Source organism: Pseudooceanicola batsensis HTCC2597 (assembly GCF_000152725.1).
GTDB classification, from domain to species: Bacteria; Pseudomonadota; Alphaproteobacteria; order Rhodobacterales; family Rhodobacteraceae; genus Pseudooceanicola; species Pseudooceanicola batsensis.
Genome location: NZ_CH724131.1, coordinates 1,596,707 through 1,619,698, shown reverse-complemented (window position 1 = coordinate 1,619,698; position 22,992 = coordinate 1,596,707). Strand labels below are relative to the sequence as shown.

Annotated in this window: 25 protein-coding genes; 14 read left to right on the top strand and 11 right to left on the bottom strand. The window is 67.4% G+C overall.

Features of this window, described 5'->3' with window-relative positions; translation table 11 throughout:
* The first annotated feature begins 110 nt into the window (after positions 1 to 110).
* The 11 genes from rplQ (at position 111) to OB2597_RS11695 (ending at position 10,978) form a co-directional block, all read left to right on the top strand.
* Positions 111 to 530, top strand: a complete 420-nt coding sequence (gene rplQ, locus OB2597_RS11745) for a 50S ribosomal protein L17 (protein ID WP_009805786.1) — start codon at positions 111 to 113, stop codon at positions 528 to 530.
* Positions 531 to 630: 100 nt separating this feature from the next.
* Positions 631 to 2,031 (top strand): trypsin-like peptidase domain-containing protein, encoded by a 1,401-nt coding sequence (locus OB2597_RS11740; RefSeq protein WP_009805785.1) that lies wholly within the window; start codon positions 631 to 633, stop codon positions 2,029 to 2,031.
* A complete protein-coding gene (locus tag OB2597_RS11735; RefSeq protein ID WP_009805784.1) occupies positions 2,028 to 3,335 on the top strand; it encodes a replication-associated recombination protein A in 1,308 nt (435 codons plus the stop codon). The genes OB2597_RS11740 and OB2597_RS11735 overlap by 4 nt, the downstream gene beginning before the upstream one ends.
* Positions 3,336 to 3,475: 140 nt before the next feature.
* On the top strand, positions 3,476 to 3,850 hold the full coding sequence (gene crcB, locus OB2597_RS11730) for a fluoride efflux transporter CrcB (protein ID WP_009805783.1): 375 nt from the start codon (positions 3,476 to 3,478) through the stop codon (positions 3,848 to 3,850).
* Positions 3,847 to 4,890, top strand: coding sequence for an RluA family pseudouridine synthase (locus tag OB2597_RS11725; RefSeq protein ID WP_009805782.1), 1,044 nt, complete (start codon positions 3,847 to 3,849; stop codon positions 4,888 to 4,890). Before crcB ends, OB2597_RS11725 begins: the two co-directional genes overlap by 4 nt.
* Positions 4,890 to 5,558, top strand: coding sequence for an HAD-IA family hydrolase (locus OB2597_RS11720; protein ID WP_009805781.1), 669 nt, complete (start codon positions 4,890 to 4,892; stop codon positions 5,556 to 5,558). The genes OB2597_RS11725 and OB2597_RS11720 overlap by 1 nt, the downstream gene beginning before the upstream one ends.
* Positions 5,555 to 6,268, top strand: a complete 714-nt coding sequence (locus tag OB2597_RS11715) for an ATP12 family chaperone protein (protein WP_009805780.1) — start codon at positions 5,555 to 5,557, stop codon at positions 6,266 to 6,268. Before OB2597_RS11720 ends, OB2597_RS11715 begins: the two co-directional genes overlap by 4 nt.
* A gap of 232 nt (positions 6,269 to 6,500) precedes the next feature.
* The gene (locus OB2597_RS11710) at positions 6,501 to 7,520 is read left to right on the top strand and encodes an amino acid ABC transporter substrate-binding protein (protein WP_009805779.1); all 1,020 of its coding nucleotides are present in this window, start codon (positions 6,501 to 6,503) and stop codon (positions 7,518 to 7,520) included.
* Between the two features lie 128 nt (positions 7,521 to 7,648).
* Positions 7,649 to 8,863: an amino acid ABC transporter permease gene (locus OB2597_RS11705; protein ID WP_040609290.1), complete on the top strand. Its 1,215-nt coding sequence runs from the start codon at positions 7,649 to 7,651 to the stop codon at positions 8,861 to 8,863.
* Between the two features lies 1 nt (position 8,864).
* The gene (locus tag OB2597_RS11700; protein WP_009805777.1) at positions 8,865 to 10,169 is read left to right on the top strand and encodes an amino acid ABC transporter permease; all 1,305 of its coding nucleotides are present in this window, start codon (positions 8,865 to 8,867) and stop codon (positions 10,167 to 10,169) included.
* Positions 10,170 to 10,183: 14 nt separating this feature from the next.
* A complete protein-coding gene (locus OB2597_RS11695) occupies positions 10,184 to 10,978 on the top strand; it encodes an amino acid ABC transporter ATP-binding protein (protein ID WP_050759233.1) in 795 nt (264 codons plus the stop codon).
* A gap of 44 nt (positions 10,979 to 11,022) precedes the next feature.
* Here the strand turns inward: OB2597_RS11695 and OB2597_RS11690 are convergent, their stop codons facing one another.
* The 3 genes from OB2597_RS11690 to argB are packed head-to-tail and all read right to left on the bottom strand — an operon-like array spanning position 11,023 to position 13,072.
* On the bottom strand, positions 11,023 to 11,529 hold the full coding sequence (locus OB2597_RS11690) for a SixA phosphatase family protein (protein ID WP_040609289.1): 507 nt from the start codon (positions 11,527 to 11,529) through the stop codon (positions 11,023 to 11,025).
* A gap of 13 nt (positions 11,530 to 11,542) precedes the next feature.
* Complete coding sequence (locus OB2597_RS11685) at positions 11,543 to 12,202, bottom strand: hypothetical protein (RefSeq protein ID WP_009805773.1); 660 nt, start codon at positions 12,200 to 12,202, stop codon at positions 11,543 to 11,545.
* Between the two features lie 3 nt (positions 12,203 to 12,205).
* Positions 12,206 to 13,072, bottom strand: coding sequence for an acetylglutamate kinase (gene argB, locus OB2597_RS11680; protein WP_009805772.1), 867 nt, complete (start codon positions 13,070 to 13,072; stop codon positions 12,206 to 12,208).
* 172 nt (positions 13,073 to 13,244) lie between these two features.
* On the opposite strand from argB, the gene OB2597_RS11675 reads away from it, so the two are divergent.
* The gene (locus OB2597_RS11675) at positions 13,245 to 13,829 is read left to right on the top strand and encodes an outer membrane protein (RefSeq protein ID WP_009805771.1); all 585 of its coding nucleotides are present in this window, start codon (positions 13,245 to 13,247) and stop codon (positions 13,827 to 13,829) included.
* Between the two features lies 1 nt (position 13,830).
* Here the strand turns inward: OB2597_RS11675 and yihA are convergent, their stop codons facing one another.
* The 8 genes from yihA to rpmH all read right to left on the bottom strand — a co-directional run bounded on the left by yihA (position 13,831) and on the right by rpmH (position 20,565).
* Positions 13,831 to 14,481: a ribosome biogenesis GTP-binding protein YihA/YsxC gene (yihA, locus tag OB2597_RS11670; RefSeq protein ID WP_009805770.1), complete on the bottom strand. Its 651-nt coding sequence runs from the start codon at positions 14,479 to 14,481 to the stop codon at positions 13,831 to 13,833.
* A complete protein-coding gene (locus tag OB2597_RS11665) occupies positions 14,478 to 15,212 on the bottom strand; it encodes an MOSC domain-containing protein (RefSeq protein WP_009805769.1) in 735 nt (244 codons plus the stop codon). Before OB2597_RS11665 ends, yihA begins: the two co-directional genes overlap by 4 nt.
* The gene (yidC, locus tag OB2597_RS11660) at positions 15,213 to 17,039 is read right to left on the bottom strand and encodes a membrane protein insertase YidC (RefSeq protein ID WP_009805768.1); all 1,827 of its coding nucleotides are present in this window, start codon (positions 17,037 to 17,039) and stop codon (positions 15,213 to 15,215) included.
* A gap of 165 nt (positions 17,040 to 17,204) precedes the next feature.
* On the bottom strand, positions 17,205 to 18,752 hold the full coding sequence (locus OB2597_RS11655) for a putative bifunctional diguanylate cyclase/phosphodiesterase (RefSeq protein WP_040609288.1): 1,548 nt from the start codon (positions 18,750 to 18,752) through the stop codon (positions 17,205 to 17,207).
* A gap of 55 nt (positions 18,753 to 18,807) precedes the next feature.
* The gene (gene ttcA / locus OB2597_RS11650) at positions 18,808 to 19,701 is read right to left on the bottom strand and encodes a tRNA 2-thiocytidine(32) synthetase TtcA (protein ID WP_009805766.1); all 894 of its coding nucleotides are present in this window, start codon (positions 19,699 to 19,701) and stop codon (positions 18,808 to 18,810) included.
* A gap of 56 nt (positions 19,702 to 19,757) precedes the next feature.
* Entirely contained in the window at positions 19,758 to 20,000 is a 243-nt protein-coding gene (gene yidD / locus OB2597_RS11645; RefSeq protein WP_009805765.1) for a membrane protein insertion efficiency factor YidD, read from the bottom strand.
* Positions 19,997 to 20,335: a ribonuclease P protein component gene (gene rnpA / locus OB2597_RS11640; RefSeq protein ID WP_040609286.1), complete on the bottom strand. Its 339-nt coding sequence runs from the start codon at positions 20,333 to 20,335 to the stop codon at positions 19,997 to 19,999. The genes yidD and rnpA overlap by 4 nt, the downstream gene beginning before the upstream one ends.
* Before the next feature lie 95 nt (positions 20,336 to 20,430).
* Positions 20,431 to 20,565 carry a 50S ribosomal protein L34 gene (gene rpmH / locus OB2597_RS11635; protein WP_005980833.1) on the bottom strand — a complete coding sequence of 45 codons (135 nt, stop codon included), beginning with the start codon at positions 20,563 to 20,565 and terminating at the stop codon, positions 20,431 to 20,433.
* 298 nt (positions 20,566 to 20,863) lie between these two features.
* Between rpmH and OB2597_RS11630 the strand changes: the two genes are divergently transcribed.
* Positions 20,864 to 21,586: a TVP38/TMEM64 family protein gene (locus OB2597_RS11630; RefSeq protein ID WP_148234721.1), complete on the top strand. Its 723-nt coding sequence runs from the start codon at positions 20,864 to 20,866 to the stop codon at positions 21,584 to 21,586.
* A complete protein-coding gene (locus OB2597_RS11625) occupies positions 21,583 to 22,992 on the top strand; it encodes a dihydrolipoyl dehydrogenase family protein (protein ID WP_009805762.1) in 1,410 nt (469 codons plus the stop codon). Before OB2597_RS11630 ends, OB2597_RS11625 begins: the two co-directional genes overlap by 4 nt.

The following is a 22,992-nucleotide window of genomic DNA, read 5'->3' as shown; positions in this document are numbered from 1 at the left end:
AGGTCCCGGGGCAAGCCCGGGACGTGTTCCCCAAGGAGAGCCGGTGACACACGCATCGCCGGCCGGACAAAGCAAAACCGCCCGTAGAGGGCAACAAATGGAGAAGACCCATGCGTCACACACGTGGCTATCGCCGCCTGAACCGGACCCACGAACACCGCAAGGCGATGTTCACCAACATGTCCGCCTCGCTCATCGAACATGAGCAGATCAAGACCACCTTGCCGAAGGCCAAGGAACTCCGCCCGATCGTGGAAAAGCTGATCACCCTCGCCAAGAAGGGCGATCTGCATTCCCGCCGCATCGCGCAGTCGCGCGTGCAGCAGGACGAGGCGGTGAAGAAACTCTTCGAGGTCCTGGGCCCCCGCTATGCCGAACGCAACGGCGGTTATGTTCGAATCATGAAAGCCGGCTTCCGCTACGGCGACATGGCGCCCATGGCGATCATCGAATTTGTCGAACGCGACGTCGATGCAAAGGGCGCCGGCGACAAGGCGCGCCTGGCCGCCGAAGAGGCCGGCGAGGCGTAAGCCGCCCCGACCGATCCCTTGCAAGGCCCCGCCCGATCCGGCGGGGCTTTCGCGTTTCCGGCCGGCTTGCATTCCGGGCCCGCGCTCCGCATATCTGCGCATGATGAAGCCCCTGTTCCAAGCCTTGCTCGTCCTCGCTCTGGCCGCCGTTTCCACGGCGCCGGTCGAGGCGCAGAGCCTGATCCCGCGCAGCCGCGCCGAGATCGCGCTGTCCTTTGCGCCGGTGGTCAGAAAGGCGGCGCCGGCGGTGGTGAACATCTACGCGCGCCGGGTGGTGGAACAGCGACGCTCGCCCTTTGCCGACGATCCCTTTTTCCGCGACTTCTTCCGCGATTTCGGCCAGGTCCGGCCGCAGGTGCAGAATTCGCTCGGCTCGGGCGTCGTGCTGAGCGACGACGGCATCGTCGTGTCGAATTACCATGTGGTAGGGCAGGCCGAGGATATCCGGGTGGTTCTGAACGACCGGCGCGAGTTCTCGGCCCGGGTCCTTCTCGCGGATGCGGAATCGGACCTCGCCATCCTGCGGATCGAGGGGGCGCCCGGGGGGATGGCGCATCTCGATCTCAGGGACAGCGACAGCGTCGAGGTGGGGGAACTGGTCCTGGCCATCGGCAATCCCTTCGGCGTGGGGCAGACGGTCTCCTCGGGGATCGTCTCCGGCCTCGCCAGATCGGGCACCGCCACCGGCAATGGCCGGGGCTATTTCATCCAGACCGACGCGCCGATCAATCCGGGCAATTCCGGCGGCGCGCTGATCGACCTGAACGGCGAATTGATCGGGGTGAACACCTCGATCCTGACCCGGTCGGGCGGATCGAACGGTATCGGATTCGCCATCCCCTCGGCGCTCGTGGCGCAGTTCGTGGACCAGGCGCAGGCGGGGAAGACGCGGTTCGAACGGCCCTGGGCCGGGATGACCGGGCAGGAGGTCGACGCGGGCATGGCCGAGACGCTCGGCCTGGACCGGCCCGGCGGCGTGATCGTTGCGGCGCTGCACCCGGCCAGCCCCTTCGCCGAGGCGGGGCTTGAGACCGGCGACGTCATAACCTCGGTCGACGGGATGAGCGTGAATACGCCGCCCGAGATGATCTTCCGCATGTCAGTGGCCGGGCTCGGCGCCAAGGCGAGGGTCGGCTACGTTCGCGGCGGGCGCGAGAGATCGGTGGATGTCCGGCTGATCGCCGCGCCCGACGCGCCGCCCCGCAACCCCCTGACCACCGGCCCCGGCAGCGCGATCCCAGGCCTCCGGCTCGAGACCGTCAATCCGGCGGTCGCGGCGGAACACGGGCTGGAGCCCGGCGTCGAGGGGGTCCTCATCGCCGATTCCGGCCCCTTCGGCGGGCGGGTCGGGCTGCTGACCGGCGATGTGGTCCAGCGGGTCAATGGTGCGACGGTGACGGAGAGCGCCGCGCTGGCCGAGGTGCTGTCCACGGCCGAGCGGCGGCTCGACATCGGGCTTGTCCGGGGCGGACGGCGGATGACCCTGCGGCTGCGGCTGTGACGGACCTCTTCGACCAACCCGGGGCCGAGCAGACCGCGCCGCGCCCCCTGGCGGACCGGCTGCGGCCCCGGCGGCTTGCCGATGTCATCGGTCAGGAACAGGTGCTGGGTCCCGAGGCGCCGCTCGGGGTGATGCTGGCCTCGGGCAGCCTCTCGTCGCTGGTGTTCTGGGGCCCCCCGGGCGTCGGCAAGACGACGATCGCCCGGTTGCTGGCGGACGAGACCGACCTGGAGTTCATCCAGATCTCGGCGATCTTCAGCGGGGTGGCCGATCTCAAGAAGGTCTTCGAGGCGGCGATACAGCGGCGCCGGGCGGGGCAGGGCACGCTGCTCTTCGTCGACGAGATCCACCGCTTCAACAAGGCGCAGCAGGACGGGTTCCTGCCGCATATGGAGGACGGGACGATCCTTCTGGTCGGCGCCACGACCGAGAACCCCTCGTTCGAGCTGAACGCCGCGCTGCTGAGCCGGGCGCAGGTGCTGGTGCTGGAGCGGCTGGGGCCCGAGGATCTGGAGCGGCTGTTGCAGCGGGCCGAGGCGGAGATCGGGCAGGAGCTTGAGCTGACCGACGCCGCCCGGGCCACGCTGCGCGAGATGGCCGATGGTGACGGGCGGGCGCTGCTCAACCTGGTGGAACAGGTCGCGGCCTGGCGGGTCAAGGCGCCCCTGACGCCCGAGGAACTCTCGACACGGCTGATGCGGCGGGCGGCGAAATACGACAAGTCCGGCGAAGAGCATTACAACCTGATCTCGGCGCTGCACAAATCGGTGCGCGGCTCGGACCCGGACGCGGCGCTCTACTGGTTCGGGCGGATGCTGGCGGGGGGCGAGGACCCGCGGTTCCTGGCCCGCCGGATCACCCGCATGGCGGTCGAGGATATCGGGCTGGCCGATCCGCAGGCGCAGGGCATCTGCCTCGAGGCCTGGCAGATCTACGAGCGCCTGGGCTCGCCAGAGGGGGAACTGGCGCTGGCGCAGGCGGTGATCTATCTGGCGCTCGCGCCGAAATCCAACGCGGGATACGCCGCCTACAAGGGCGCGATGGCGCTGGCGAAGAAGACCGGAAGCGCCATGCCGCCCAAGCACATCCTGAACGCCCCCACGGGCATGATGAAGGACCAGGGCTACGGGGCGGGCTATGCCTATGACCACGATGCCGAGGACGCCTTTTCCGGGCAGACCTACTTTCCCGACGGTGTCGCGCGCCCCGACCTGTACCAGCCGGTGGAACGCGGGTTCGAACGCGATCTGAAGAAACGGCTCGACTATTTCGCCAGGCTGAGGGCGAAGCGGCAGGGGGAGTGACCGGCGCCCCTGCTTCATCTTGCCGGAAATACTCCAGGGGGGTGCGGCAAAGCCACCGGCTTTGACGCGCGGGGGACAGCGTCCCCCTCCGCGGTCGCCATCGGATTGACTCCGTCCGCCCTTGGGGCCATGACCCGCGCATGATCCAGACCCTCTTTCAGGTGGCCCTCGGCGGCGCGGTCGGCGCTTCGGCCCGGTACCTCACCGGCGTCGCCGCCCTGCGCGTCGTGGGCGCGGGATTCCCCTGGGGCACGCTGGTCGTGAACCTTGTCGGTTGCTTCGCCATGGGCGTGATCGTCGTATTGCTGGCGGAACTGTCGGCCAACCGGTTCGCGCCACTGCTGATGACGGGACTGCTGGGGGGCTTCACGACCTTTTCGGCCTTTTCGCTCGATGCGGTCACCCTGTGGGAGCGCGGGGCGACGGGGGCTGCGATCGGATATGTCGCGGCCTCGGTCACGCTGTCGATCGGGGCGCTGCTGGCGGGGCTGCTGCTGGCGAGGTCCCTGGCATGAGCGGCGTTCAGATGCTCACCGTGGCGCCCGAGGATGCGGGCCAGCGCCTCGACCGGTGGCTGCGGCGGTTGTTCCCGCAGGTCACGCAGGGCCGGATCGAGAAGATGTGCCGCAAGGGTGATCTGCGGGTCGACAAGGGGCGGGTCAAATCCTCGACCCGGCTCGAGGCGGGGCAGGTGGTGCGGGTGCCGCCGCTGCCCGAAAGCGCCGCGCCCGAACCGGCGCCGCGCGACGCCGTGTCCGAGGCCGATGCCCGTCTGATCCGGGATTGCGTGCTGTGGTCCGACGATCACATCGTCGCGCTGAACAAGCCGGCGGGGCTTCCGACGCAGGGCGGCAGCAAGCAGAGCCGCCATGTCGACGGGCTGTCGCAGGCGCTCGTCCCGGCCGGCGCGGAAAAGCCGCGGCTGGTGCACCGTCTCGACAAGGACACCTCGGGCGTTCTTCTGCTGGCGCGGACACGGGTGGCGGCGCAGGGGCTGACGGCCGCGCTGCGACACAAGCAGACGCGCAAGATCTACTGGGCGCTCGTCGCAGGTGTCCCGACGCCCTATCTGGGCGAGATCCGCTATGGTCTGGTCAAGGCGCCGGGCCACGGCAAGGGCGGCGAGGGCGAGAAGATGATCGCAGTGCACCCCGCCGAGGTCGAAGGAACGCCGGGGGCCAAGCGGGCGCATACGCTCTATGCGACGCTCTACCGCGTGGCGAGCCGGGCCTCGTGGGTGGCGCTCGAGCCGCTGACGGGGCGCACGCACCAGCTTCGCGCGCACCTGGCCGAGATCGGCCACCCGATCATCGGAGACGGCAAGTACGGCGGATCCGGGCAGGAGAACCTGGGCGACGGCTGGGGGGCGCAGCTGGGGGGCATCATCTCGCGCAAGCTGCATCTGCACGCGCGGTCCATGACCTTCGAACATCCGGTGACCGGCAAGCCCGTGACCGTGACGGCGCCGCTGCCCGACCACATGGCCGAGAGCTGGGACACGCTGGGCTGGGCCGAGGACATCGCCGCCGACGATCCGTTCGAGGAGTTGCGCTGATGCGTCTGGTGATCTTCGACGTGGACGGCACGCTGGTGGACAGCCAGGGCGATATCGTCGCCTCGATGACGGCGGCCTTCGATTTCGCGGGGCTGGCCCCGCCGGACCGGGCGGCGGTGCTGGCCATCGTGGGGCTGTCGCTGGATCGCGCGATGTTCCGCCTCTCCCCGGAGGTGCCGCCCGAGCAGCGCGACGCGATGGTCGCCCGCTACAAGGAGGCCTATCACGACCTGCGGGTGCAGGCCGGTGCGGCGTCGAGCCCGCTTTACCCCGGCGTGGCCGAAGTGCTGGCCGAGATCAGGGCCGAACCGGACATGATGATGGCCGTGGCCACGGGCAAGTCGCGGCGGGGGCTGACGGCGTTGATGGACAATCACGGCTGGACCGACGTCTTCGACAGTGTCCAGGTCGCGGATGATCACCCCTCCAAGCCGCATCCGTCGATGATCCTGACGGCGCTCGCCGAAACCGGTGTCGCGCCCGAACGGGCCGTGATGATCGGCGACACGACCTTCGACATGGAGATGGCGGGGGCGGCCCGGATCGCATTCATCGGGGTGAGCTGGGGCTATCACCCGCCGCAGCAGTTGACGCAGGCCCGCGAGATCGTGGCGGTGGCGCAGGACCTGCCGGCGGCGGTCGACAGGGCAATCGGAGTATCGGCATGAGCGAATGGGCCCCCAAGCGGTTCTGGAAGACCGTCGCTGTCACCGAGAGCGAGGGCGGGTTCGGCGTCGCCCTCGACGGGCGGCCGGTCCGGACACCCGCGAAACGGCCCCTCGTGGTGCCGACACGCGCGCTGGCCGAGGCGGTCGCGGCGGAGTGGGAGGCGCAAGAGGATGTGCTCGATCCCCGCACGATGCCCGCGACGCGCGGCGCAAATGCCGCGATCGACAAGGTCGCGCTCCAGCATGCGGAGGTGGCCGGGATGCTCGCCGCCTATGGCGACAGCGACCTGCTGTGCTACCGCGCCGACAGTCCCGCGGGGCTGGTCGCGCGCCAGGCCGAGGGGTGGGATCCCCTGCTGGACTGGGCGGAGGAGGCCCTGGGGGCCCGGCTCATGCCGCGCGCGGGCGTCATGCACGAGCCGCAGAACCCCGAGGCGCTGAACCGTCTGTCCGCCGCGGTCCATGCGTTGGGGCCGTTTCAGCTTGCGGCCTTTCACGACCTGGTCTCGCTGACCGGATCGCTTGTTCTGGGGTTCGCGGCGGCGCGGGAGGTCCGGCCGGTCGAGGAGATCTGGGACCTGTCCCGCATCGACGAGGACTGGCAGGCCGAACAATGGGGCATCGATGACGAGGCAGCGGCGGCCGCGGCCGCCAAGCGCGCCTCATTCCTGCAAGCGAAACGCTTCTTCGATTCAGTGACCGCAGCCTGAGGGGCAGGGCCGGGGCCGGCCGAACCTTTCCCGAGTGCCCCGGCGCGGTCAGATTGACCTGAAGTCAGCACGGGATCGATTGATTTCCCTGATCTTTCCCTTGACCGCTTGGAATGAATCCCTCCACACTCCTGCCATGCTGGCGGGATGTGACCCAACAGTATCGCTCCGGGTCCGTCCGGACCCGACCGAACCACCTGCGATTTGGGGTGGGTAACAGGAAGAGGTAAACATGAAAAAATCCGTATTTCTCGGCGCTCTGACCGTTGCCGGTCTTGCCGCGGGCGCGGCCGCTGCCGCAACGCTCGACGACGTCAAGGCGCGTGGCACGCTGAACTGCGGCGTTTCCACCGGTCTCGCCGGTTTCTCGGCGCCCAATGCGAACGGCGAATGGGAGGGCTTCGACGTGGCCGTCTGCCGTGCCGTCGCGACCGCCGTGCTCGGCGATCCGAATGCGGTCGAATTCGTTCCGACCACGGGCAAGACCCGCTTCACCGCGCTCGCCTCGGGCGAGATCGACATGCTGGCCCGGAACACGACTTGGACCCTGTCGCGTGACGCGGACCTGAAGTTCACCTTCATCGGCGTCAACTACTACGACGGCCAGGGCTTCATCACGCCCAAGGCGCTTGGCGTTTCCTCGGCCAAGGAACTGGACGGCGCGACCGTCTGCATCCAGACCGGCACCACGACCGAGCTGAACCTCGCGGACTTCTTCCGCGTGAACAACATCAGCTATGAGCCGGTGCCGATCGAAACCAACGCCGAAGCGCAGCAGCAGTACCTGGCCGGTGCCTGCGACGTGTACACCACGGACGCCTCGGGCCTGGCCGCCACCCGTGCGACCTTCGAGACCCCGACGGATCACGTGATCCTGCCGGAAATCATCTCGAAAGAGCCGCTCGGCCCGCTCGTGCGTCATGGCGACAGCGAATGGGGCGACGTGGTCCGCTGGTCGCTGAACGCGATGATCGCGGCGGAAGAGCTGGGCGTGACCTCGGCCAACGTCGAGGAAATGTCCTCGTCCACGACCGACAATCCCGAGATCAACCGCCTGCTGGGTACCGAAGGCAACCTGGGCGAGATGCTGGGCCTGGAAGCCGACTGGGCGAAGAACATCATCATGCAGGTCGGCAACTATGGTGAGGTGTTCGAAGCCAACATCGGCGAATCCACCCCGATCGGCCTGGCGCGCGGCCTGAACGCGCAGTGGACCGATGGCGGCCTGCTTTACGCACCGCCGTTCCGCTAAGGATCAAAGGGAAGGGCGCGGCACGGACCGCGCCCTTCCTGCCTCCGCGTCCGTGCAGATCGGGCGCCAGATGACCGGCCAAAGCGCGTAGACGCATACAACAACAGGCCGGACAACGGGGAACACAAATGACCACATATTCCGATCCGCCGTCGGAGTCGTTCCAGCTATCCATGCTGGTGAACGACACGCGATACCGGTCCATCACCTTCCAGGTCGTCGCGCTGATCCTGCTGGCGGCCGCCATCGGCTTTCTCGGCTGGAACCTGATGCGCAACCTGGCGCTGCTGGGTCAGGACATCTCGTTCGAGTTCCTGGGCGAGCCCTCGGGCTACGACATCAACCAGCGTCCGATCCCCTACGACAGCCAGTCCAGCCACCTCAGGGCCACCTTCGTCGGCGTGCTGAACACGCTGATCGTCGCCTTCCTGGGCTGTATCACCGCCACCATCCTCGGCGTCGTGGCGGGGGTTCTGCGCCTGTCGAACAACTGGATCATCCGCAAGCTGATGATGGTCTACGTCGAGGCGTTCCGGAACGTGCCGGTGCTGATCTGGATCCTCATCATCTTCTTCGTGATGACCGCCGCCCTGCCGCCGCCGAGCGCCTTCCGGGGGGACGATCCGGACAGCTCCATGCTGTTCGGCGCCTTCGCCTTCACCAATCGCGGCATCTACATTCCCCGCCCGATCTGGGAGCCGGGATCGGCCATCGTCGTCGGCGTCTTTATTGCCTCGGTCATCGGCGTCTTCGCCTATCGCCGCTACACGACCCGGCTGCTCTACGATACCGGCAAGCTGCTGCCGCGCGGCTGGCCCTCGCTGCTGATCCTGTTCGTTCCGACACTGCTCGTCTTCTTCATCCTTGGGCAGCCGATCTCGCTCGACCTGCCGGCGCTGCGCGGGTTCAACTTCCAGGGCGGCACGCAGATCCGCGGCTCGCTCATCGCGCTGTGGTTCGCGCTGGCGATCTATACCGGGGCCTTCATCGCCGAGAACGTGCGGGCCGGCATCCAGGCGGTCAGCCACGGGCAGACCGAGGCGGCGGCTTCGCTGGGGCTGCGGCCCGGACGGATCATGAACCTCGTCGTGCTGCCGCAGGCGCTGAGGATCGTCATCCCGCCGGTGATCTCGCAGTATCTGAACCTGACCAAGAACAGCTCTCTCGCGATTGCCGTGGGCTACATGGACCTGACCGGCACGCTGGGGGGGATCACGCTGAACCAGACCGGCCGGGCCATCGAAAGCGTCCTGCTGCTCATGCTGTTCTACCTGACCATCTCGCTGAGCATCTCGGCGGTGATGAACGTCTACAACGCCCGCATGCAGCTGAAGGAGCGCTGAGATGTCCGATACACATGCGCAATCCGTCGGCTACGTCCAGCGTTCGCAGATCCCGCCCTCGCCGCCGCCGGCGACCGAGGCGGGGGCGGTCCGGTGGGTGAGGGAGAACCTGTTCTCCTCCACCGCCAATGCGATCATGACCCTGCTGGGTCTGCTGGCCATCTATCACCTGGCCGTCTGGGCGCTGCCCTGGATCCTCAACGGGGTGTGGAACGCCGACAGCCTGAGCGAATGCCGCGAGATCCTCGACGGCGCGCGCGGCGCCTGTTTCGCGGTCATCGCCGAGCGGTGGAACCAGCTTCTGTTCGGGTTCAAGTATCCCAGCACGGAATATTGGCGGCCGACGCTGGCCTTCGTCCTGCTTCTGGTCTCGGCCTCGCCGGTCCTGTTCTCGAAACTACCGCGCCAGCTGCTTGTCCTGACCGCGCTCTATCCCTTCGTCGGCTTCTGGCTGATCTGGGGCGGGTCGATCTGGGTCCCCGTCTTCGCATTGCTGGGTATCGTCGCCGGCTACTATGCCTTCAAGCAGCTCGAGCGGCAGAGCTTTGCGATGGGTCTGATCGGCGCCGTCGTGGCGGCCGCGCTGTTCTGGTGGGTCACGGGGTTCGTCATCCCCGACCTGTCACGGATCATCCCGATCTCGCTGCCCGAGGTCCCCTCGCGCGATATGGGCGGCTTCATGCTGAACCTGATCCTCGGCACGGTCTGCATCTCGCTGTCGCTGCCGATCGGGATCGTGCTGGCCCTGGGCCGGCGCAGCCAGATGCCGCTGATCAAGTGGATCTGCGTGATCTTCATCGAGTTCATCCGCGGCGTGCCGCTGATCACGCTGCTGTTCGTGGCGAACGTGGTCCTGGCCTATTTCCTGCCGCCGGGATCGAATTTCGACCTGATCCTGCGGGTGATCATCATGATCACCATGTTCGCCTCGGCCTATATCGCCGAGGTGATCCGCGGCGGGCTGGCCGCGCTGCCCAAGGGGCAGTACGAGGCGGCGGACAGCCTCGGCCTCGACTATCCGCAGGCGATGCGGCTGATCATCCTGCCGCAGGCGCTGAAGATCTCGATCCCCGGGATCGTCAACGTGGCCGTGGGCCTGTTCAAGGACACCACTCTGGTCTCGGTCATCTCGATGTTCGACATGGTCGGCATGATTCGCGGCCCGATCCTGGCGTCGACGGACTGGAACGGCGTCTACTGGGAACTGTTCATCTTCGCCGCCCTGCTGTTCTTCATCGTCTGCTACAACATCTCTCAATATTCCCAGTGGCTCGAGCGGCAGCTCGACACCGGCCACAAGCGCTAAGGAAAGGGACGGTCATGACCGATACCGCAACCGAAATGACCTCCGGGCGAACCGACCAGATGCAGGTCTCGGACGAGGTCGCCATCGAAATCGTCAACATGAACAAGTGGTACGGGACGTTTCACGTCCTGCGCGACATCGACCTGACGGTCCATCGCGGCGAGAGGATCGTGATCTGCGGGCCCTCGGGGTCCGGCAAGTCCACGCTGATCCGGTGCATCAACGCGCTGGAAGAGCATCAGAAGGGCTCGATCACGGTCGACGGGACGGTGCTGTCGTCGGATCTGAAGAACATCGACAAGATCCGCTCCGAGGTCGGGATGTGCTTCCAGCACTTCAACCTCTTTCCGCATCTGACGATCCTCGAGAACTGCACCCTCGCGCCGATCTGGGTCCGCAAGACCCCCAAGAAGGAGGCCGAGGAAACCGCGATGCATTTCCTCGAGAAGGTGAAGATCCCCGAACAGGCCAACAAGTACCCCGGCCAGCTTTCGGGCGGCCAGCAGCAGCGTGTGGCCATTGCCCGGTCGCTGTGCATGCGGCCGCGGATCATGCTGTTCGACGAACCGACATCGGCGCTCGATCCCGAGATGATCAAGGAGGTGCTGGACACCATGATCGAGCTCGCGCAGGAGGGGATGACGATGCTCTGCGTGACGCACGAGATGGGATTCGCCCGGCAGGTCGCGAACCGCGTGATCTTCATGGATCAGGGCCAGATCGTCGAACAGAACGAACCCGAGGCCTTCTTCAATAACCCGCAATCGGACCGGACCAAGCTGTTCCTGAGCCAGATCCTGGGGCACTGAACCGGATCGGGAGGGTGCAGGGGGCGGTCCGGCCGGGGCCGCCCTCAGTCTTTTTCAGGACCGGTCAGTTCGCCCGGGGTGATGAAGTTCACCACCCGCGAGGTGCCGAAATGCCCCGCTTTCCAGTCATCCGCGGGCATGTCGACGATCAGGGTGGCCGCGGTCGGAAAGTCTTCGAACCGCCCGTGCGGCGGCGGGTTGGCCACGATGCGCCGGGCGAATTCCCCAATCCCCGGGTTGTGGCCGATGATCATCGCGCAGGCGCCCTCGGCCTGCTGCATGATCTCGAGGATCGCATCCGCCTCGGCCAGGTAGAGATCGCGACGCAGCCGCAACTCGCCCTCGATCCCGAGCCGGGCATGGGTTTCGACCGTGCGCACGGCGTCGGAGCACAGGATCACGTCCGGCACGATCTCGAGGGTCTTCAGCCAGTTGCCGATCGCCTTGGCAGAGGTGCGCCCGCGCTTGTTCAGCGGCCGGTCGTGATCGGCCATGCCGGGGGTCGCCCAGCTTGATTTTGCATGCCGAAGCAGCACGAGACGTTTTACCATGTGGGGAGACCGATCAAAGGAACTGCTGCATGTGGTAGGCGGAGTGCGCGGCGATCCTGCCATGCGACTTGCCGCAAGGGCAAGCCCGTCTTGCCCGGCATCCCGTTGACATGCAGTCCTTTCCGGCCTCGGAGCGCAAGAACCTCTTGCAGGCGTCCACATCGTAGCCCGAAGGCTTCAGGGCAGTTACCGGACAGGTGCTCAGGCAGGGGCGCGTGGCGCAGCCCTCGCAGGGGGAGGTCTGCGGCGGGGGCAGGTTGATCGCGTCGGTCAGGGCGAGGGCGCCCCGGAAAGACAGGTAGAGACCCGCTGTCGGGTGGACCAGCATTCCGACCGGCGAGGCGTGAACATGGCCCGAAGCGAGGGCCCATTGTATGAACGGCCGGAACGGGGGGCCGCCAAACGGGAAAAGGGCGGTGGCCCCCAGATCGTTGGCCCAGTCGCCGATCACGCGCCGCGACCAGCGATCCATCGGATCGGGACGCCTGTCGCGGCATTCCTCGGACCGCGCGAAGGCGGGCCAGAAGGCGGGTTCGTCCGGCGACAGCAACAGCAGCGTCCGGGTTCCCTCCGGCAGGTCGTCGCGTGTGGCGCAAAGATGATCGGGAAGGCCGGCGGCAATGGCGAGGTGGCGGCGCCGGGCCTCACGGGCGAGGGCCTCCAGCGTCGCCATCGCTCAGTCCGCGCGGATGAGCGACCCGGCCCCGTGTTCGGTGAAAAGCTCGAGCAGGGTCGCATTGGGCGCGCGGCCGTCCAGGATCACCACCGCCCGGACGCCGCGTTCGATGGCGTCGAGCGCGGTCTCGGTTTTGGGGATCATGCCGCCCGCGATCACGCCGTCGCTGGTCATCTGGCGGATCTGGGCGGCGCGCAGTTCCGTCACCACCTCGCCATCGGCGTTCTTGACGCCGGCCACATCCGTCAGCAGCAACAGGCGGTCGGCGCGGAGGGCACCCGCCACGGCGCCCGCGGCCGTGTCGCCGTTGATGTTGTAGGTCTCGCCGTCGCGGCCCATGCCGAGGGGGGCGATCACCGGAATGATGTCGGCCTTGAACATCGCATGAAGGATATGGGTGTCGATCTCCACCGGCGTGCCGACGAGGCCCAGCTCGGGATCGTCGGGTTCGCAGATCATCAGCCGGGCGTCCTTGCCCGAAAGGCCGACGCCCTTGCCGCCCATGTCGTTGATCGCCTGGACGATCCGCTTGTTCACGCGGCCCGAGAGGACCATCTCGACCACCTCGACCGTGGCCTGATCGGTCACGCGCTTGCCGTTCACGAAGTCCGACTTGATCTCGAGGCGCTCGAGCATCTCGTTGATCATCGGGCCGCCGCCGTGGACGATCACCGGGTTCACCCCGACCTGCCGCATCAGGACGATGTCGCGGGCAAAGACCTCCATCGCCTCGTCGTCGCCCATGGCATGGCCGCCGAATTTCACGACGACGATCGCGCCCTCGTAGCGCTGAAGGTAGGGCAGCGCCTCGGAGAGGGTGCGGGCGGTGGCAATCCAGTCGCGGTTCATGGCGGTCTGTTTTCTCATCTTCGGCTCTTTCTGGGTCGCCGATGTTGATACGGCCAGTTCCCGCCTGTGCCAAGGGCGCAATCGGCACGATCCCGCCACGCAGTCTTGCACGGGCGGACCCCGATCCTATCTCGGGCGTTGAGACCGGACGAGCGCGAAGGCGCTGACGCGAACAACAAGGAGAAGCAGTATGTCTCGCATCAAGACTTTCATCATCGGATCCGCCGTCGTGGTGACCGCCGGCGCCAGTGCCGCCTATGCCGGATCGCCGACCCAGGCCCAGCCCGAGCCGGTGGTGGCGCAGCCGGTGACGCCGGTGGTCGCGGGCACCGACTGGAGCGGACCCTATTACGGTGCGTCCCTCGGCTTCGGCTCGTGGGATCTCGGCGGGGCATCGGGCGAGGGGCGCAACGAAGGCGCGTTCCTCGGGTATGATTACGATTTCGGCAACTACGTCGCGGGCGGCGAGCTGCAGTACATCGGCAATGACGTGACGGTTGGCGGCACCGCCCTGAACGGCATGGCCCGCCTGAAGGGCAAGCTGGGCTATGACGCCGGGCCGGTCCTGCTCTATGGCACCGCGGGCTATGCCTGGGCCGACAGCAGCGCGGGTGACGGTGACGGTTATGTCGCCGGCGTCGGCATGGACTATCAGTTCGACAACGGCGTCGCGGTCGGGGCGGAGTATCTCTACAACGAGTTTTCCGATTTCGCCAACACCGGCAACACGCTGACCGGCAACACGATCGAAGCGCGCATCAGCTATCGCTTCTAAACTACTCGATCCCTGCGATGATGCTGCGCAGGGTCGCGATCCCGTCGCCTTTTTCGGATGAGGTGAGAACCAGCTCCGGATAGGCGGCGGGATGCTTCGACAGCGCGCTGCGCGTGACGTCCAGCGCCCTGTCCAGGTCCGACCGGCGCACCTTGTCGATCTTGGTCAGCACGACCTCGAAGGTGACGGCGGCGCTGTCCAGCAGGGACATGATCTCTTCGTCCACCTTTTTCACGCCGTGCCGCGCGTCGATCAGCACGAAGGCACGGCGCAGCGTCTGACGGCCGCTCAGGTACTGCCGGAGCAGCCGCTGCCATTTCTCGACCACCGGCAGCGGCGCATTCGCGTAGCCGTAGCCCGGAAGGTCGACGAGATAGCCCCTATCGCCCAGCGTGAAATAGTTGATCTCCTGCGTGCGACCGGGCGTGTTCGACGCGCGGGCAAGGTTGCGCGTGCCGGTCAGGGCATTGATCAGGCTGGATTTGCCGACATTCGAACGGCCCGCGAAACAGACCTCCATCCGGTCGGCGGGGGGCAGGCCGTCCATGGCCACGACGCCCTTGACGAACTCGGTCTCGCCGGCAAAGAGCTTGCGCCCCGCCTCGGCGGTCTGGCGGTCGGGTTCCTCCGCGATGGGAAAGGCGAGTGTCATAGCAGCGCCGCGGTATCGCCGGTGGCGACGGTGCCGCCGTACACCACCCGGGCATAGACGCCGAAGTCGGTCTTCTTGCCGATATCCGTCAGGATCCGGTTGGTGTTCACGTCGCGCTGCCCCGTCTCGGGGCTGGCCTCGGGCGCACGGCAGCGTCCGATCGGTTCGCTGACGTCCAGCCGGGTCGTACCGATCATGATCTGGCGACCGATCCAGCCGGTCTCTTCCCACGGGTCGAGGTCTTCGAGCCAGAGGTTTATCCGGAACCGTCGCAGGTCGAGCTGCTGCCCGGCCGCCGCCTCGAAGGCGCGGAGCGAAGCCAGACTGCCGATCGAGACATAGGCGTCGGGCATGTCGGTCATGCCGTGGCCCGGCGCGCGGACAAGCCGGGCCGGGGCGGGGTAACCGGCAGGCCAGAGGGGGGCGACCCACTCCCGCAACGCATCTGCCTCAGCGGCCGGATCGAAGTCGAGCGGCGGGCGATCGGGATGCGTCAGCCGGATCTTCTGTCCGACGCTGGTCGCCGTCACCGCCGCGAGAGCGGGACCGCGTGCGACGACGAGGAAGTTGCGCCGCGGCTGCCAGTCGTCGGTTTGCGGGGCATCGGCGTTCAGCAGCGCCCAGGCCCGGTCGCCGGTCAGGGCACCGGCGGGCGTCAGTTCCGCCGACTCCAGCGGCTCCGACCCGATCCCCTTGATGGGGTGCCGGAATATCCGGGCCAGCCGGGGCATCTATTTGCCCTCGGCCTTCTTCTTGCGGGTCAGGCTTTTTCGGATGTTGCCGAAGACATCGGGCTTGAACCCGTGCGAGCGCATGATCGCGTATTGCTGCATGAAGGTGATCACGTTGTTGGTGATCCAGTAGAGCACGAGGCCGCTGGCGAAGGTGCCCAGCATGAACATGAAGACCCAGGGCATCCAGGCAAAGATCATCTGCTGGGTCGGATCCGTCGGTGCCGGGTTCAGCTTCTGCTGAAGCCACATCGAGACGCCGAGCAGGATCGGCAGCACGCCGAGGCTGATGATGGCGAGGAAGCTGTCCGGGTCGGGCGTCGCGATCGGCAGCAGGCCGAAGAGGTTGAGGATCGAAGAGGGGTCCGGCGCCGAGAGGTCGTGGATCCAGCCGATCCAGGGTGCGTGGCGCAGTTCCAGCGTGACGAAGATCACCTTGTAGAGCGAGAAGAAGATAGGGATCTGCAGAAGGATCGGCAGACAGCCCGAGGCGGGGTTCACCTTTTCCTTCTTGTAGAGCTCCATCATCTCTTTCTGCAGCTTCTGGCGGTCGTCGCCGGCGCGTTCCTTGATCTTCTCCATCTCGGGCTGGAGTTCGCGCATCTTGGCCATGGAGGCGTAGGATTTGTACGCCAGCGGGAAGAGCACCATCTTGAGCAGGACGGTCAGCGCGATGATCGACCAGCCCATGTTGCCGATATGGCTGTTGAGCCAATGCAGCACCGCGAAGATCGGCTTGGTCAGGAAGAAGAACCAGCCCCAGTCGATGGCGTCGAGAAAGCGGGTGACGCCGTGGTCGTTCTGGTACTCCTTGATGGTTTCCCATTCCTTGGCACCGGCAAAGAGGCGGGTGTCGACAGAGGCCGAGGCGCCGGGCGCGATCTCGACCGCGGGCAGGACGGCGTCGGTCTGGAAGATCGACCGGCCGGGGAAGTATTTTGCCGTGGATCGGAAGGCCGTGTCGGGGATGATCGTCGACATCCAGTAGTGATCGGTAAAGCCTGTCCAGCCGCTCTCCTGCACCTCGATGCGCTCGGCCGGGACGCCTTCGCGCCCGTCAACGTCGAAATCCTCGAGGTTGCCATAGCTCTCTTCCTGCAGCTCGCCGTCGGACATGCGGATCAGGCCTTCGTGCAGGACGAAGAACTTCTTGAGGTCCGAAGGGATGCCGTGGCGCCGCAGCACGCTGTAGGGGCGCAGAGCGACGGGATTTTCGCCCGTGTTCTCGACCGTCTGACGCACGGTGAACATGTAGTCGGTGTCGATGCCGACCGTGCGGCGGAAGATCAGGCCGGCGTCGTTCTCCCAGGTCATGGTGACCGGGGTCTCGGGGGTCAGGGTCGGGGTGCCCTCGACGGACCACACGGTGTCTTCGGCCGGCATGGCGCCGGCATCCGCGCCGGAGACGGGGATCCAGCCGTAGAGGGCGTAGAACGGGTCGCGCTGGTCTTCGGGGCGCAGGACGGTGACGCGGGTGGCGTCGGCGTCGAGGCTGGTGAGGTAATCCTTGAGCTTGAGGTCGTCGATGCGGCCGCCGCGCAGGTTGATCGACCCCGCGAGGCGGGGGGTGTCGATGCCGAGACGCGGCGCCTCTTCGGTGTCGGCCGAGGCGGGGGCGGCATCGGACGGGACGCTCGCCCCCTCGCGCGTGTCGGCGCCCGGGGTCATGGGGGCGGTGCCGTCGGCCTGGGACTGCGCCGTTTCGCCGGTGGCCGGGGCATTGGGATCGTCGACCCGTTCCGGCGGCGGGAAGAGCAGGAACCAGACGACGATGACAATGAAGCTGAGCACCGTTGCGAGAATGAGGTTCTTGTTCTGGTCGTCCATCGAGCGCCATTCCGTTCCAATGTGAAAGGTAGGTGGGTTCAACAGAGGAAGGAGTCAAAGGTCAAGGAGGAATCCGGGAAACGCGGCGACGCAGCCCGTGCGGCCGGCGGGGTCGCGGATGGTGGGTGTCGTGCCCGGCGGCCCGGGTGCGGCGCGGCCGGGCGGTCAGCCGTTCCCGCCGGTGATGCGCGGCGGGTCCTCGACCGTGGCGGCCTGGGCGCGTATCCAGTCCGCCGTGGCCTCGAAGGGCATCGGACGGCCCAGGCCGAACCCCTGGACATGGCCGCAGCCCAACTGGGCGAGCATGGCGTGCTCGCCCGGGGTCTCGACGCCCTCGGCCAGCGTGTCGAGGCCGAGGCGTTCCGCCATGGTCAGGATCGCCGCCACCATGCGCTGCTGTTCCGCGTCCCGGTCGACCTTCATGACGAAGCTGCGGTCGATCTTGATCCGCTGTACCGCGAACCGCCGGATCGAGGCGATGGAGGCGTGGCCGGTTCCGAAATCGTCGAGGTCGATCCGGCAGCCGAGGCGGGCGAGCCCGTTGACATTGCGCGCGACCACATCCTCGGGCGAAGCGGCGATGACGGTTTCCAGCACTTCGACCGAAAGACGCCCGGGCGCGAGGTCGAAGCGGTCGAGCTCCCACTGGACATAGTCGATCAGCTTGGGGTTGCGGAGCTCGTCGGGCGAAAAGTTCACCGCGACCCCCGGCACGTCCAGCCCGGCGTCGTCCCAGGCGCGCAGGGCGGTCAGGGATCGCGACAGCATGACCTCTCCCAGGCGGGCGAGTTTGCCGGCGCTTTCGAGAACCGGCAGGAAATCCATCGGCGCGATCGGGCCGCGTTCGGGATGGTTCCAGCGGGCGAGGGCTTCGAAGCCCGTGATTCGACCGGTGTCGGTGGAGACCTGCGGCTGGAAATGGGGGTGTATCTCGCCGTTTTCGAGCGCGGCGGCGGCTTCGTCGGCGAAGATGTGCCGCGACCGTTCGGTGCGCCGCAACTCGTCGGAATAGGAGCGGATCGCCGAGGGGGCGTTCCGGCTCGCCTCGGCCAGGGCGGTGGCGGCGGCGGCGATCAGCCCCTCGCCCGAGGGGTCGGGGGCGCGGCTGCCCAGGCAGAAGCCGACCGAGACCGAGATGTAGATCACGGTGTTGTCGAGGACGACGGGTTCCTCGAGCGCGGCCTGGAGCCGGCTGGCCATATGGATCGCGCTTTCGATATCCAATCGCATCACCGGGGCGAGGGCGATACCGAAACTGGCGCTGCCGATCCGGCAGGTGACATCCTGGTCGCGCAGGACCGATCGGATGCGATCGGCGGATTTCTGCAGGATGTGATCGGCGGCGGTGCGGCCGTACCGTTCCGTCGTGACGTCGAAATCGTCGATGGCGATCATGAAGCAGGCGGTGGCGCTCCGGTCGGAGAGGGTGCCGGACATCGTCGTGCGGGCGGCGGTCTCGAGGCTGCCGCGCAACGGCAGGCCCGTGACGCCGTCGCAGGGGCGCAGGGCCTGCGCGCCCAGCGTCGAGAACCCCCCGAGGAGGCCGAATGCCAGCGGCAGTCCCAGGGCGGTTGCGATCAGCCATTCCTCACCCCCCAGCCAGAAGGCTCCGAGGGCGATCGCGGGCAGGAAAGCGAGGGTCTGGGGACCGATCAGCATGCGGCGCAGGCGCAGGCGCATGGTCGGAAAGTGGTGTCGCGGCAGCCTTGGCATCGGCCCTCCCATCTGGCGGATGGGAGGAGACTAGGACGAGAAGCTCAATACGAGTTTAACGAAGGCGCGGGATCTCGTCGGCCGGATCGGAGGCCGGATCGGAGGCCGGGACGGCGTCTTCGTCCGCCGAGCGCATGAGGCCGGCGAAATCGAAAAGCTTCGGGTCCAGCATATGCGAAGGACGGATGTTCATCAGGGCCCGGAACATGACCTGGCGGCGGCCGGGCGCGTTGCGTTCCCAACCGTCGAGGATCTGCTTGACCTGCTGGCGCTGCAGGCCGTCCTGGGACCCGCAGAGATCGCAGGGGATGATGGGATAGTTCATGGCCCGCGCGAATCTTTCGCAATCCGCCTCGGCGACATGGGCGAGGGGGCGGTAGACGAAGAGGTCGCCCTCCTCGTTGACCAGCTTCGGCGGCATCGTGGCGAGACGCCCGCCGTGGAACAGGTTCATGAAGAAGGTCTCGAGGATGTCGTCGCGGTGATGGCCCAGCACCACGGCCGAACAGCCCTCTTCCCGGGCGATGCGATAGAGGTTGCCGCGCCGCAGCCGCGAGCAGAGCGCGCAATAGGTCCGGCCCTGCGGCACCTTGTCGACGACGACGGAATAGGTGTCCTGGAACTCGATCCGGTGCGGAACACCCATCCTTTCGAGGAACTCCGGCAGGACGGTCGCCGGAAATCCGGGCTGCCCCTGATCGAGGTTGCAGGCCAGAAGCTCGACCGGCAGCAGGCCGCGCCATTTCAGCTCGTAAAGGATCGCCAGCAGGGTATAGCTGTCCTTGCCGCCCGAGAGGCAGACCAGCCAGCGCGCGCCGGGTTCGACCATGCCGTACCGGTCCACCGCCTCGCGCACGTTCTGGACGATGCGCTTGCGCAGCTTCTTGAACTCGGTGCTCTTCGGGGCGCCGTGAAAGAGCGGGTGGATGTCGTCGCTGTCGTCTAGCATGAGGGCATATCGCACGGGCGATGCGGCGCTTGGAAGGGGAAATCGGCGGCGGGAGGTCAGGTGCGGCCTCTGCGGCGCGGTTCCGGGACGGGATCGTACCCGCTCTGGCCGAAGGGATGGCAGCGCGCGATCCGCCGCAGGGCGAGCCAGCTGCCGCGGACCCCGCCGTGTTTCTCGAGGGCTTCGAGCGCATAGGCCGAACAGGTCGGCTGAAAGCGGCAGCCGTGGCCGACCCAGGGAGAGAGAATCAGCCGGTAGGCGCGGACGGGCAGGGCGACGAGACGGGCGAGGGGACTCATCGGTGCAGCTTCCGCAGGGCGTGCAGGAAATCGGCCTTGAGGTCCTCGAACGGGCGGTCCGCCGTCGCATCGCGGTTGCCGATCAGGACATAGTCCCAGCCGGGACGGCCGTGGTCGGGCAGCAGGAGGCGGGCCACTTCGCGCAGCCGCCGCTTGGCGCGGTTGCGGGCCACGGCGTTGCCCACCTTCTTGGAACAGGTGAAGCCGACGCGGATGCCCGCATCCTCGCCTCGGTCGCGCCCCTGGACGAGCATGCCCTTCGTGCCCTGCCGCCGCGCGCGGGCACAGGCGAGAAAGTCGGCGCGTCTGCGCATGGTCTGGAGGGATTCGGTCATCTGCGCCCCGGACAAGCGAAAACCGCCCGGGCCATTGCCCCGGCGGTTGCATCCCGTTCGGCCATTCGATCCCGCGCCGGGACGCGGGGAACGGTTTATGCGCTCAGCGACTTGCGGCCGCGGGCGCGGCGGGCGTTGAGAATCTTGCGGCCGGCCTTGGTCGCCATGCGGGCGCGGAAACCGTGACGCCGTTTGCGCACGAGGTTCGAGGGTTGGTAGGTGCGTTTCATCGCTCCGTCTCCGTCTGCTTGCGCCGTTTCGGCGAATTGCGCACCAATCGGGGCGCGTCGGTGTGTCTGTTGCGGGCACGTAGGCGGGATGCGGTGAATCGTCTGCCCGCCCGCTGGTGTTCGAAGCCCGGTCTATAGGCGGGGGCCGGTGATATGTCAAACCGGCAAAACCCGCCGCGACGCGATTTGCCGCGTGGTGAAGGGCAGGGCGTGAATCGATCGGATCACTGCGGCGTGAGGGGGGCTTTTCACGGCGGGGCGAGGCGGTCATTGTTCACCGATCCGGATCGGAGCCCACATGACGCCCAAACCCGCCACATCCCGTCACGCCATGGTGCGACTCTGGCCGATCGGGCTGCTGATCGTGCTGGCCGCGCTGGCCTATTGGCTCTTTGGCGACCGTCTGACCCTTTCGTCCCTGCGCGAGGGGCAGGATCGGCTGATCGCGTTCCGAAACGAGAACTATCTGCTGAGCGCGCTCGTCTTCGTCGGCGTCTATGGCGTGATCGTCGCGCTGTCGCTGCCGGGAGCGACCGTCGCCACGCTCACCGGGGGCTTTCTCTTCGCCGTCTGGCCCGGAACGCTCCTGAACGTGGTGGGGGCGACGCTCGGGGCGGTGGTGATCTTTCTCGCCGTCCGGTTCGGGCTGGGGCGGTCTCTGGCGCGACGGCTGGACGGGGCCGGCGGCCGGATCGGACGGGTGAAACAGGGGCTCGACCGCAACCAGTGGCCGATGCTGTTCTTCATCCGCCTTGTTCCGATCATTCCCTTCTTCGCCGCGAACCTGCTGCCGGCGCTTCTGAATGTTCCGCTGCGCCGGTTCGCCGTCTCGACGTTTCTCGGCATCGCGCCCGGCGCGCTGGTCTACACCGCGGTCGGGTCGGGGCTGGGGCGGGTGCTCGAGGCCGGGGGCCAGCCGGATCTCGGTCTGATATTCGAGCCGCATATCCTGCTGCCGCTGCTCGGCCTGGCCGCCCTGTCGCTGCTGCCGGTGCTTTTCCGCGGACGGGCGCCTGCATGAGCGGGCAGGACCTCATCGTGATCGGCGCGGGGTCGGCCGGGCTGTCGGTGGCCTCGGGTGCCGTGCAGATGGGGTTGCGCGTCGTCCTGATCGAGGGGCGCGTGATGGGGGGCGATTGCCTAAACCACGGCTGCGTCCCGTCCAAGGCATTGATCGCGGCGGCCTCGGCCGCGCATGCCATGCGGACGGCGGACCGCTTCGGCATCCGGGCCGTCGAGCCGGTTATCGACTTTCCGGCGGTGATGGCCCATGTCGCCGGGATCATCGCCGAGATCGCCCCCCATGACAGCCAGGAGAGGTTCGAGGGGCTTGGCGTGCGCGTCATCCGCGGCATGGCGCGGTTCACGGGACCGGACGAGGTGACCGTGAACGGGGAGAGGCTGAAGGCGCGGCGCATCGTCATCGCCACCGGATCCCGCCCGCTCATCCCGCAGATCCCGGGGCTTGCGGACGTGCCCTACCTGACCAACGAGAGCGTGTTCGACCTCCGCGCGCTGCCCGGTCATCTGCTCGTGCTGGGGGGCGGTCCGATCGGGGTCGAGATGGCCCAGGCCTTCCGGCGCCTCGGCGCGGCGGTCACCCTGGTCGAGGCCGGGTCGATCCTTGGCCATGACGATCCGGAGGCCGTCGACATCCTGCGCACCACGCTCGGCCGGGATGGGGTGGTCCTGCGGGAACAGGCGCGGGTCGAGGCGGCCGGGCAGGACGGCTCCGGCGTCTGGCTCTCCGTCGGGGGCGAGCGGATCGCCGGATCCCACCTGCTGGTCGCGACGGGGCGCAGGGCGGGAGTCTCGTCGCTCGATCTCGACCAGGCCGGCGTCGAGGGCGACGAGGGGGGCATCCGCGTGAATGCCGCGCTCAGAACCACGAACCGGAAGGTCTTTGCCATCGGCGATGTCGCGGCCGGCCTGCCGCGCTTCACCCATGTGGCGGGATACCACGCGGGCATCGTCATCCGGCAGGCGGTGCTGGGCCTTCCCGCGAAAGCCGATCACGCGACGATACCGCGGGTCACCTATACCGCCCCGGAACTGGCCCAGATCGGAATGACCGAGACCGAGGCGCGCGAGGCGCTGAACAGCGTCGAGACCGTCCGCAAGGCCTTTGCCGAGAACGATCGTGCGCGGACCGCGCGGGAGACCGAGGGATGGCTGAAGCTGGTCCTGCACCGCGGCCGGCCCGTGGGGGTCACCATCGTCGGCCCCCATGCCGGAGAACTGCTTGCCCCCTGGAGCCTGGCGATGAGTTCCGGAACCCGCCTTTCGAGGATAGCGGGGCTGGTGCTGCCTTACCCGACCCTCTCCGAGGTGGCCAAGTCGGCCGCAGGGACCTATCTCTCACCCAAACTATTCGGTAATCCGTGGGTTGAGCGGTTCGCGCGGCTCGTTCAGCGCGTGGTGCCGTGA

Excerpts from the sequence above, each read along its gene's own strand:
- rplQ (WP_009805786.1), top strand. The coding sequence starts at position 111 with ATGCGTCACACACGTGGCTATCGCCGCCTGAACCGGACCCACGAACAC.
- OB2597_RS11740 (WP_009805785.1), top strand. The coding sequence starts at position 631 with ATGATGAAGCCCCTGTTCCAAGCCTTGCTCGTCCTCGCTCTGGCCGCC.
- crcB (WP_009805783.1), top strand. The coding sequence starts at position 3,476 with ATGATCCAGACCCTCTTTCAGGTGGCCCTCGGCGGCGCGGTCGGCGCT.
- OB2597_RS11725 (WP_009805782.1), top strand. The coding sequence starts at position 3,847 with ATGAGCGGCGTTCAGATGCTCACCGTGGCGCCCGAGGATGCGGGCCAG.
- OB2597_RS11720 (WP_009805781.1), top strand. The coding sequence starts at position 4,890 with ATGCGTCTGGTGATCTTCGACGTGGACGGCACGCTGGTGGACAGCCAG.
- OB2597_RS11715 (WP_009805780.1), top strand. The coding sequence starts at position 5,555 with ATGAGCGAATGGGCCCCCAAGCGGTTCTGGAAGACCGTCGCTGTCACC.
- OB2597_RS11710 (WP_009805779.1), top strand. The coding sequence starts at position 6,501 with ATGAAAAAATCCGTATTTCTCGGCGCTCTGACCGTTGCCGGTCTTGCC.
- OB2597_RS11705 (WP_040609290.1), top strand. The coding sequence starts at position 7,649 with ATGACCACATATTCCGATCCGCCGTCGGAGTCGTTCCAGCTATCCATG.
- OB2597_RS11700 (WP_009805777.1), top strand. The coding sequence starts at position 8,865 with ATGTCCGATACACATGCGCAATCCGTCGGCTACGTCCAGCGTTCGCAG.
- OB2597_RS11695 (WP_050759233.1), top strand. The coding sequence starts at position 10,184 with ATGACCGATACCGCAACCGAAATGACCTCCGGGCGAACCGACCAGATG.
- OB2597_RS11690 (WP_040609289.1), bottom strand. The coding sequence starts at position 11,529 with ATGGTAAAACGTCTCGTGCTGCTTCGGCATGCAAAATCAAGCTGGGCG.
- OB2597_RS11685 (WP_009805773.1), bottom strand. The coding sequence starts at position 12,202 with ATGGCGACGCTGGAGGCCCTCGCCCGTGAGGCCCGGCGCCGCCACCTC.
- argB (WP_009805772.1), bottom strand. The coding sequence starts at position 13,072 with ATGAGAAAACAGACCGCCATGAACCGCGACTGGATTGCCACCGCCCGC.
- OB2597_RS11675 (WP_009805771.1), top strand. The coding sequence starts at position 13,245 with ATGTCTCGCATCAAGACTTTCATCATCGGATCCGCCGTCGTGGTGACC.
- yihA (WP_009805770.1), bottom strand. The coding sequence starts at position 14,481 with ATGACACTCGCCTTTCCCATCGCGGAGGAACCCGACCGCCAGACCGCC.
- OB2597_RS11665 (WP_009805769.1), bottom strand. The coding sequence starts at position 15,212 with ATGCCCCGGCTGGCCCGGATATTCCGGCACCCCATCAAGGGGATCGGG.
- yidC (WP_009805768.1), bottom strand. The coding sequence starts at position 17,039 with ATGGACGACCAGAACAAGAACCTCATTCTCGCAACGGTGCTCAGCTTC.
- OB2597_RS11655 (WP_040609288.1), bottom strand. The coding sequence starts at position 18,752 with ATGCCAAGGCTGCCGCGACACCACTTTCCGACCATGCGCCTGCGCCTG.
- ttcA (WP_009805766.1), bottom strand. The coding sequence starts at position 19,701 with ATGCTAGACGACAGCGACGACATCCACCCGCTCTTTCACGGCGCCCCG.
- yidD (WP_009805765.1), bottom strand. The coding sequence starts at position 20,000 with ATGAGTCCCCTCGCCCGTCTCGTCGCCCTGCCCGTCCGCGCCTACCGG.
- rnpA (WP_040609286.1), bottom strand. The coding sequence starts at position 20,335 with ATGACCGAATCCCTCCAGACCATGCGCAGACGCGCCGACTTTCTCGCC.
- rpmH (WP_005980833.1), bottom strand. The coding sequence starts at position 20,565 with ATGAAACGCACCTACCAACCCTCGAACCTCGTGCGCAAACGGCGTCAC.
- OB2597_RS11630 (WP_148234721.1), top strand. The coding sequence starts at position 20,864 with ATGACGCCCAAACCCGCCACATCCCGTCACGCCATGGTGCGACTCTGG.
- OB2597_RS11625 (WP_009805762.1), top strand. The coding sequence starts at position 21,583 with ATGAGCGGGCAGGACCTCATCGTGATCGGCGCGGGGTCGGCCGGGCTG.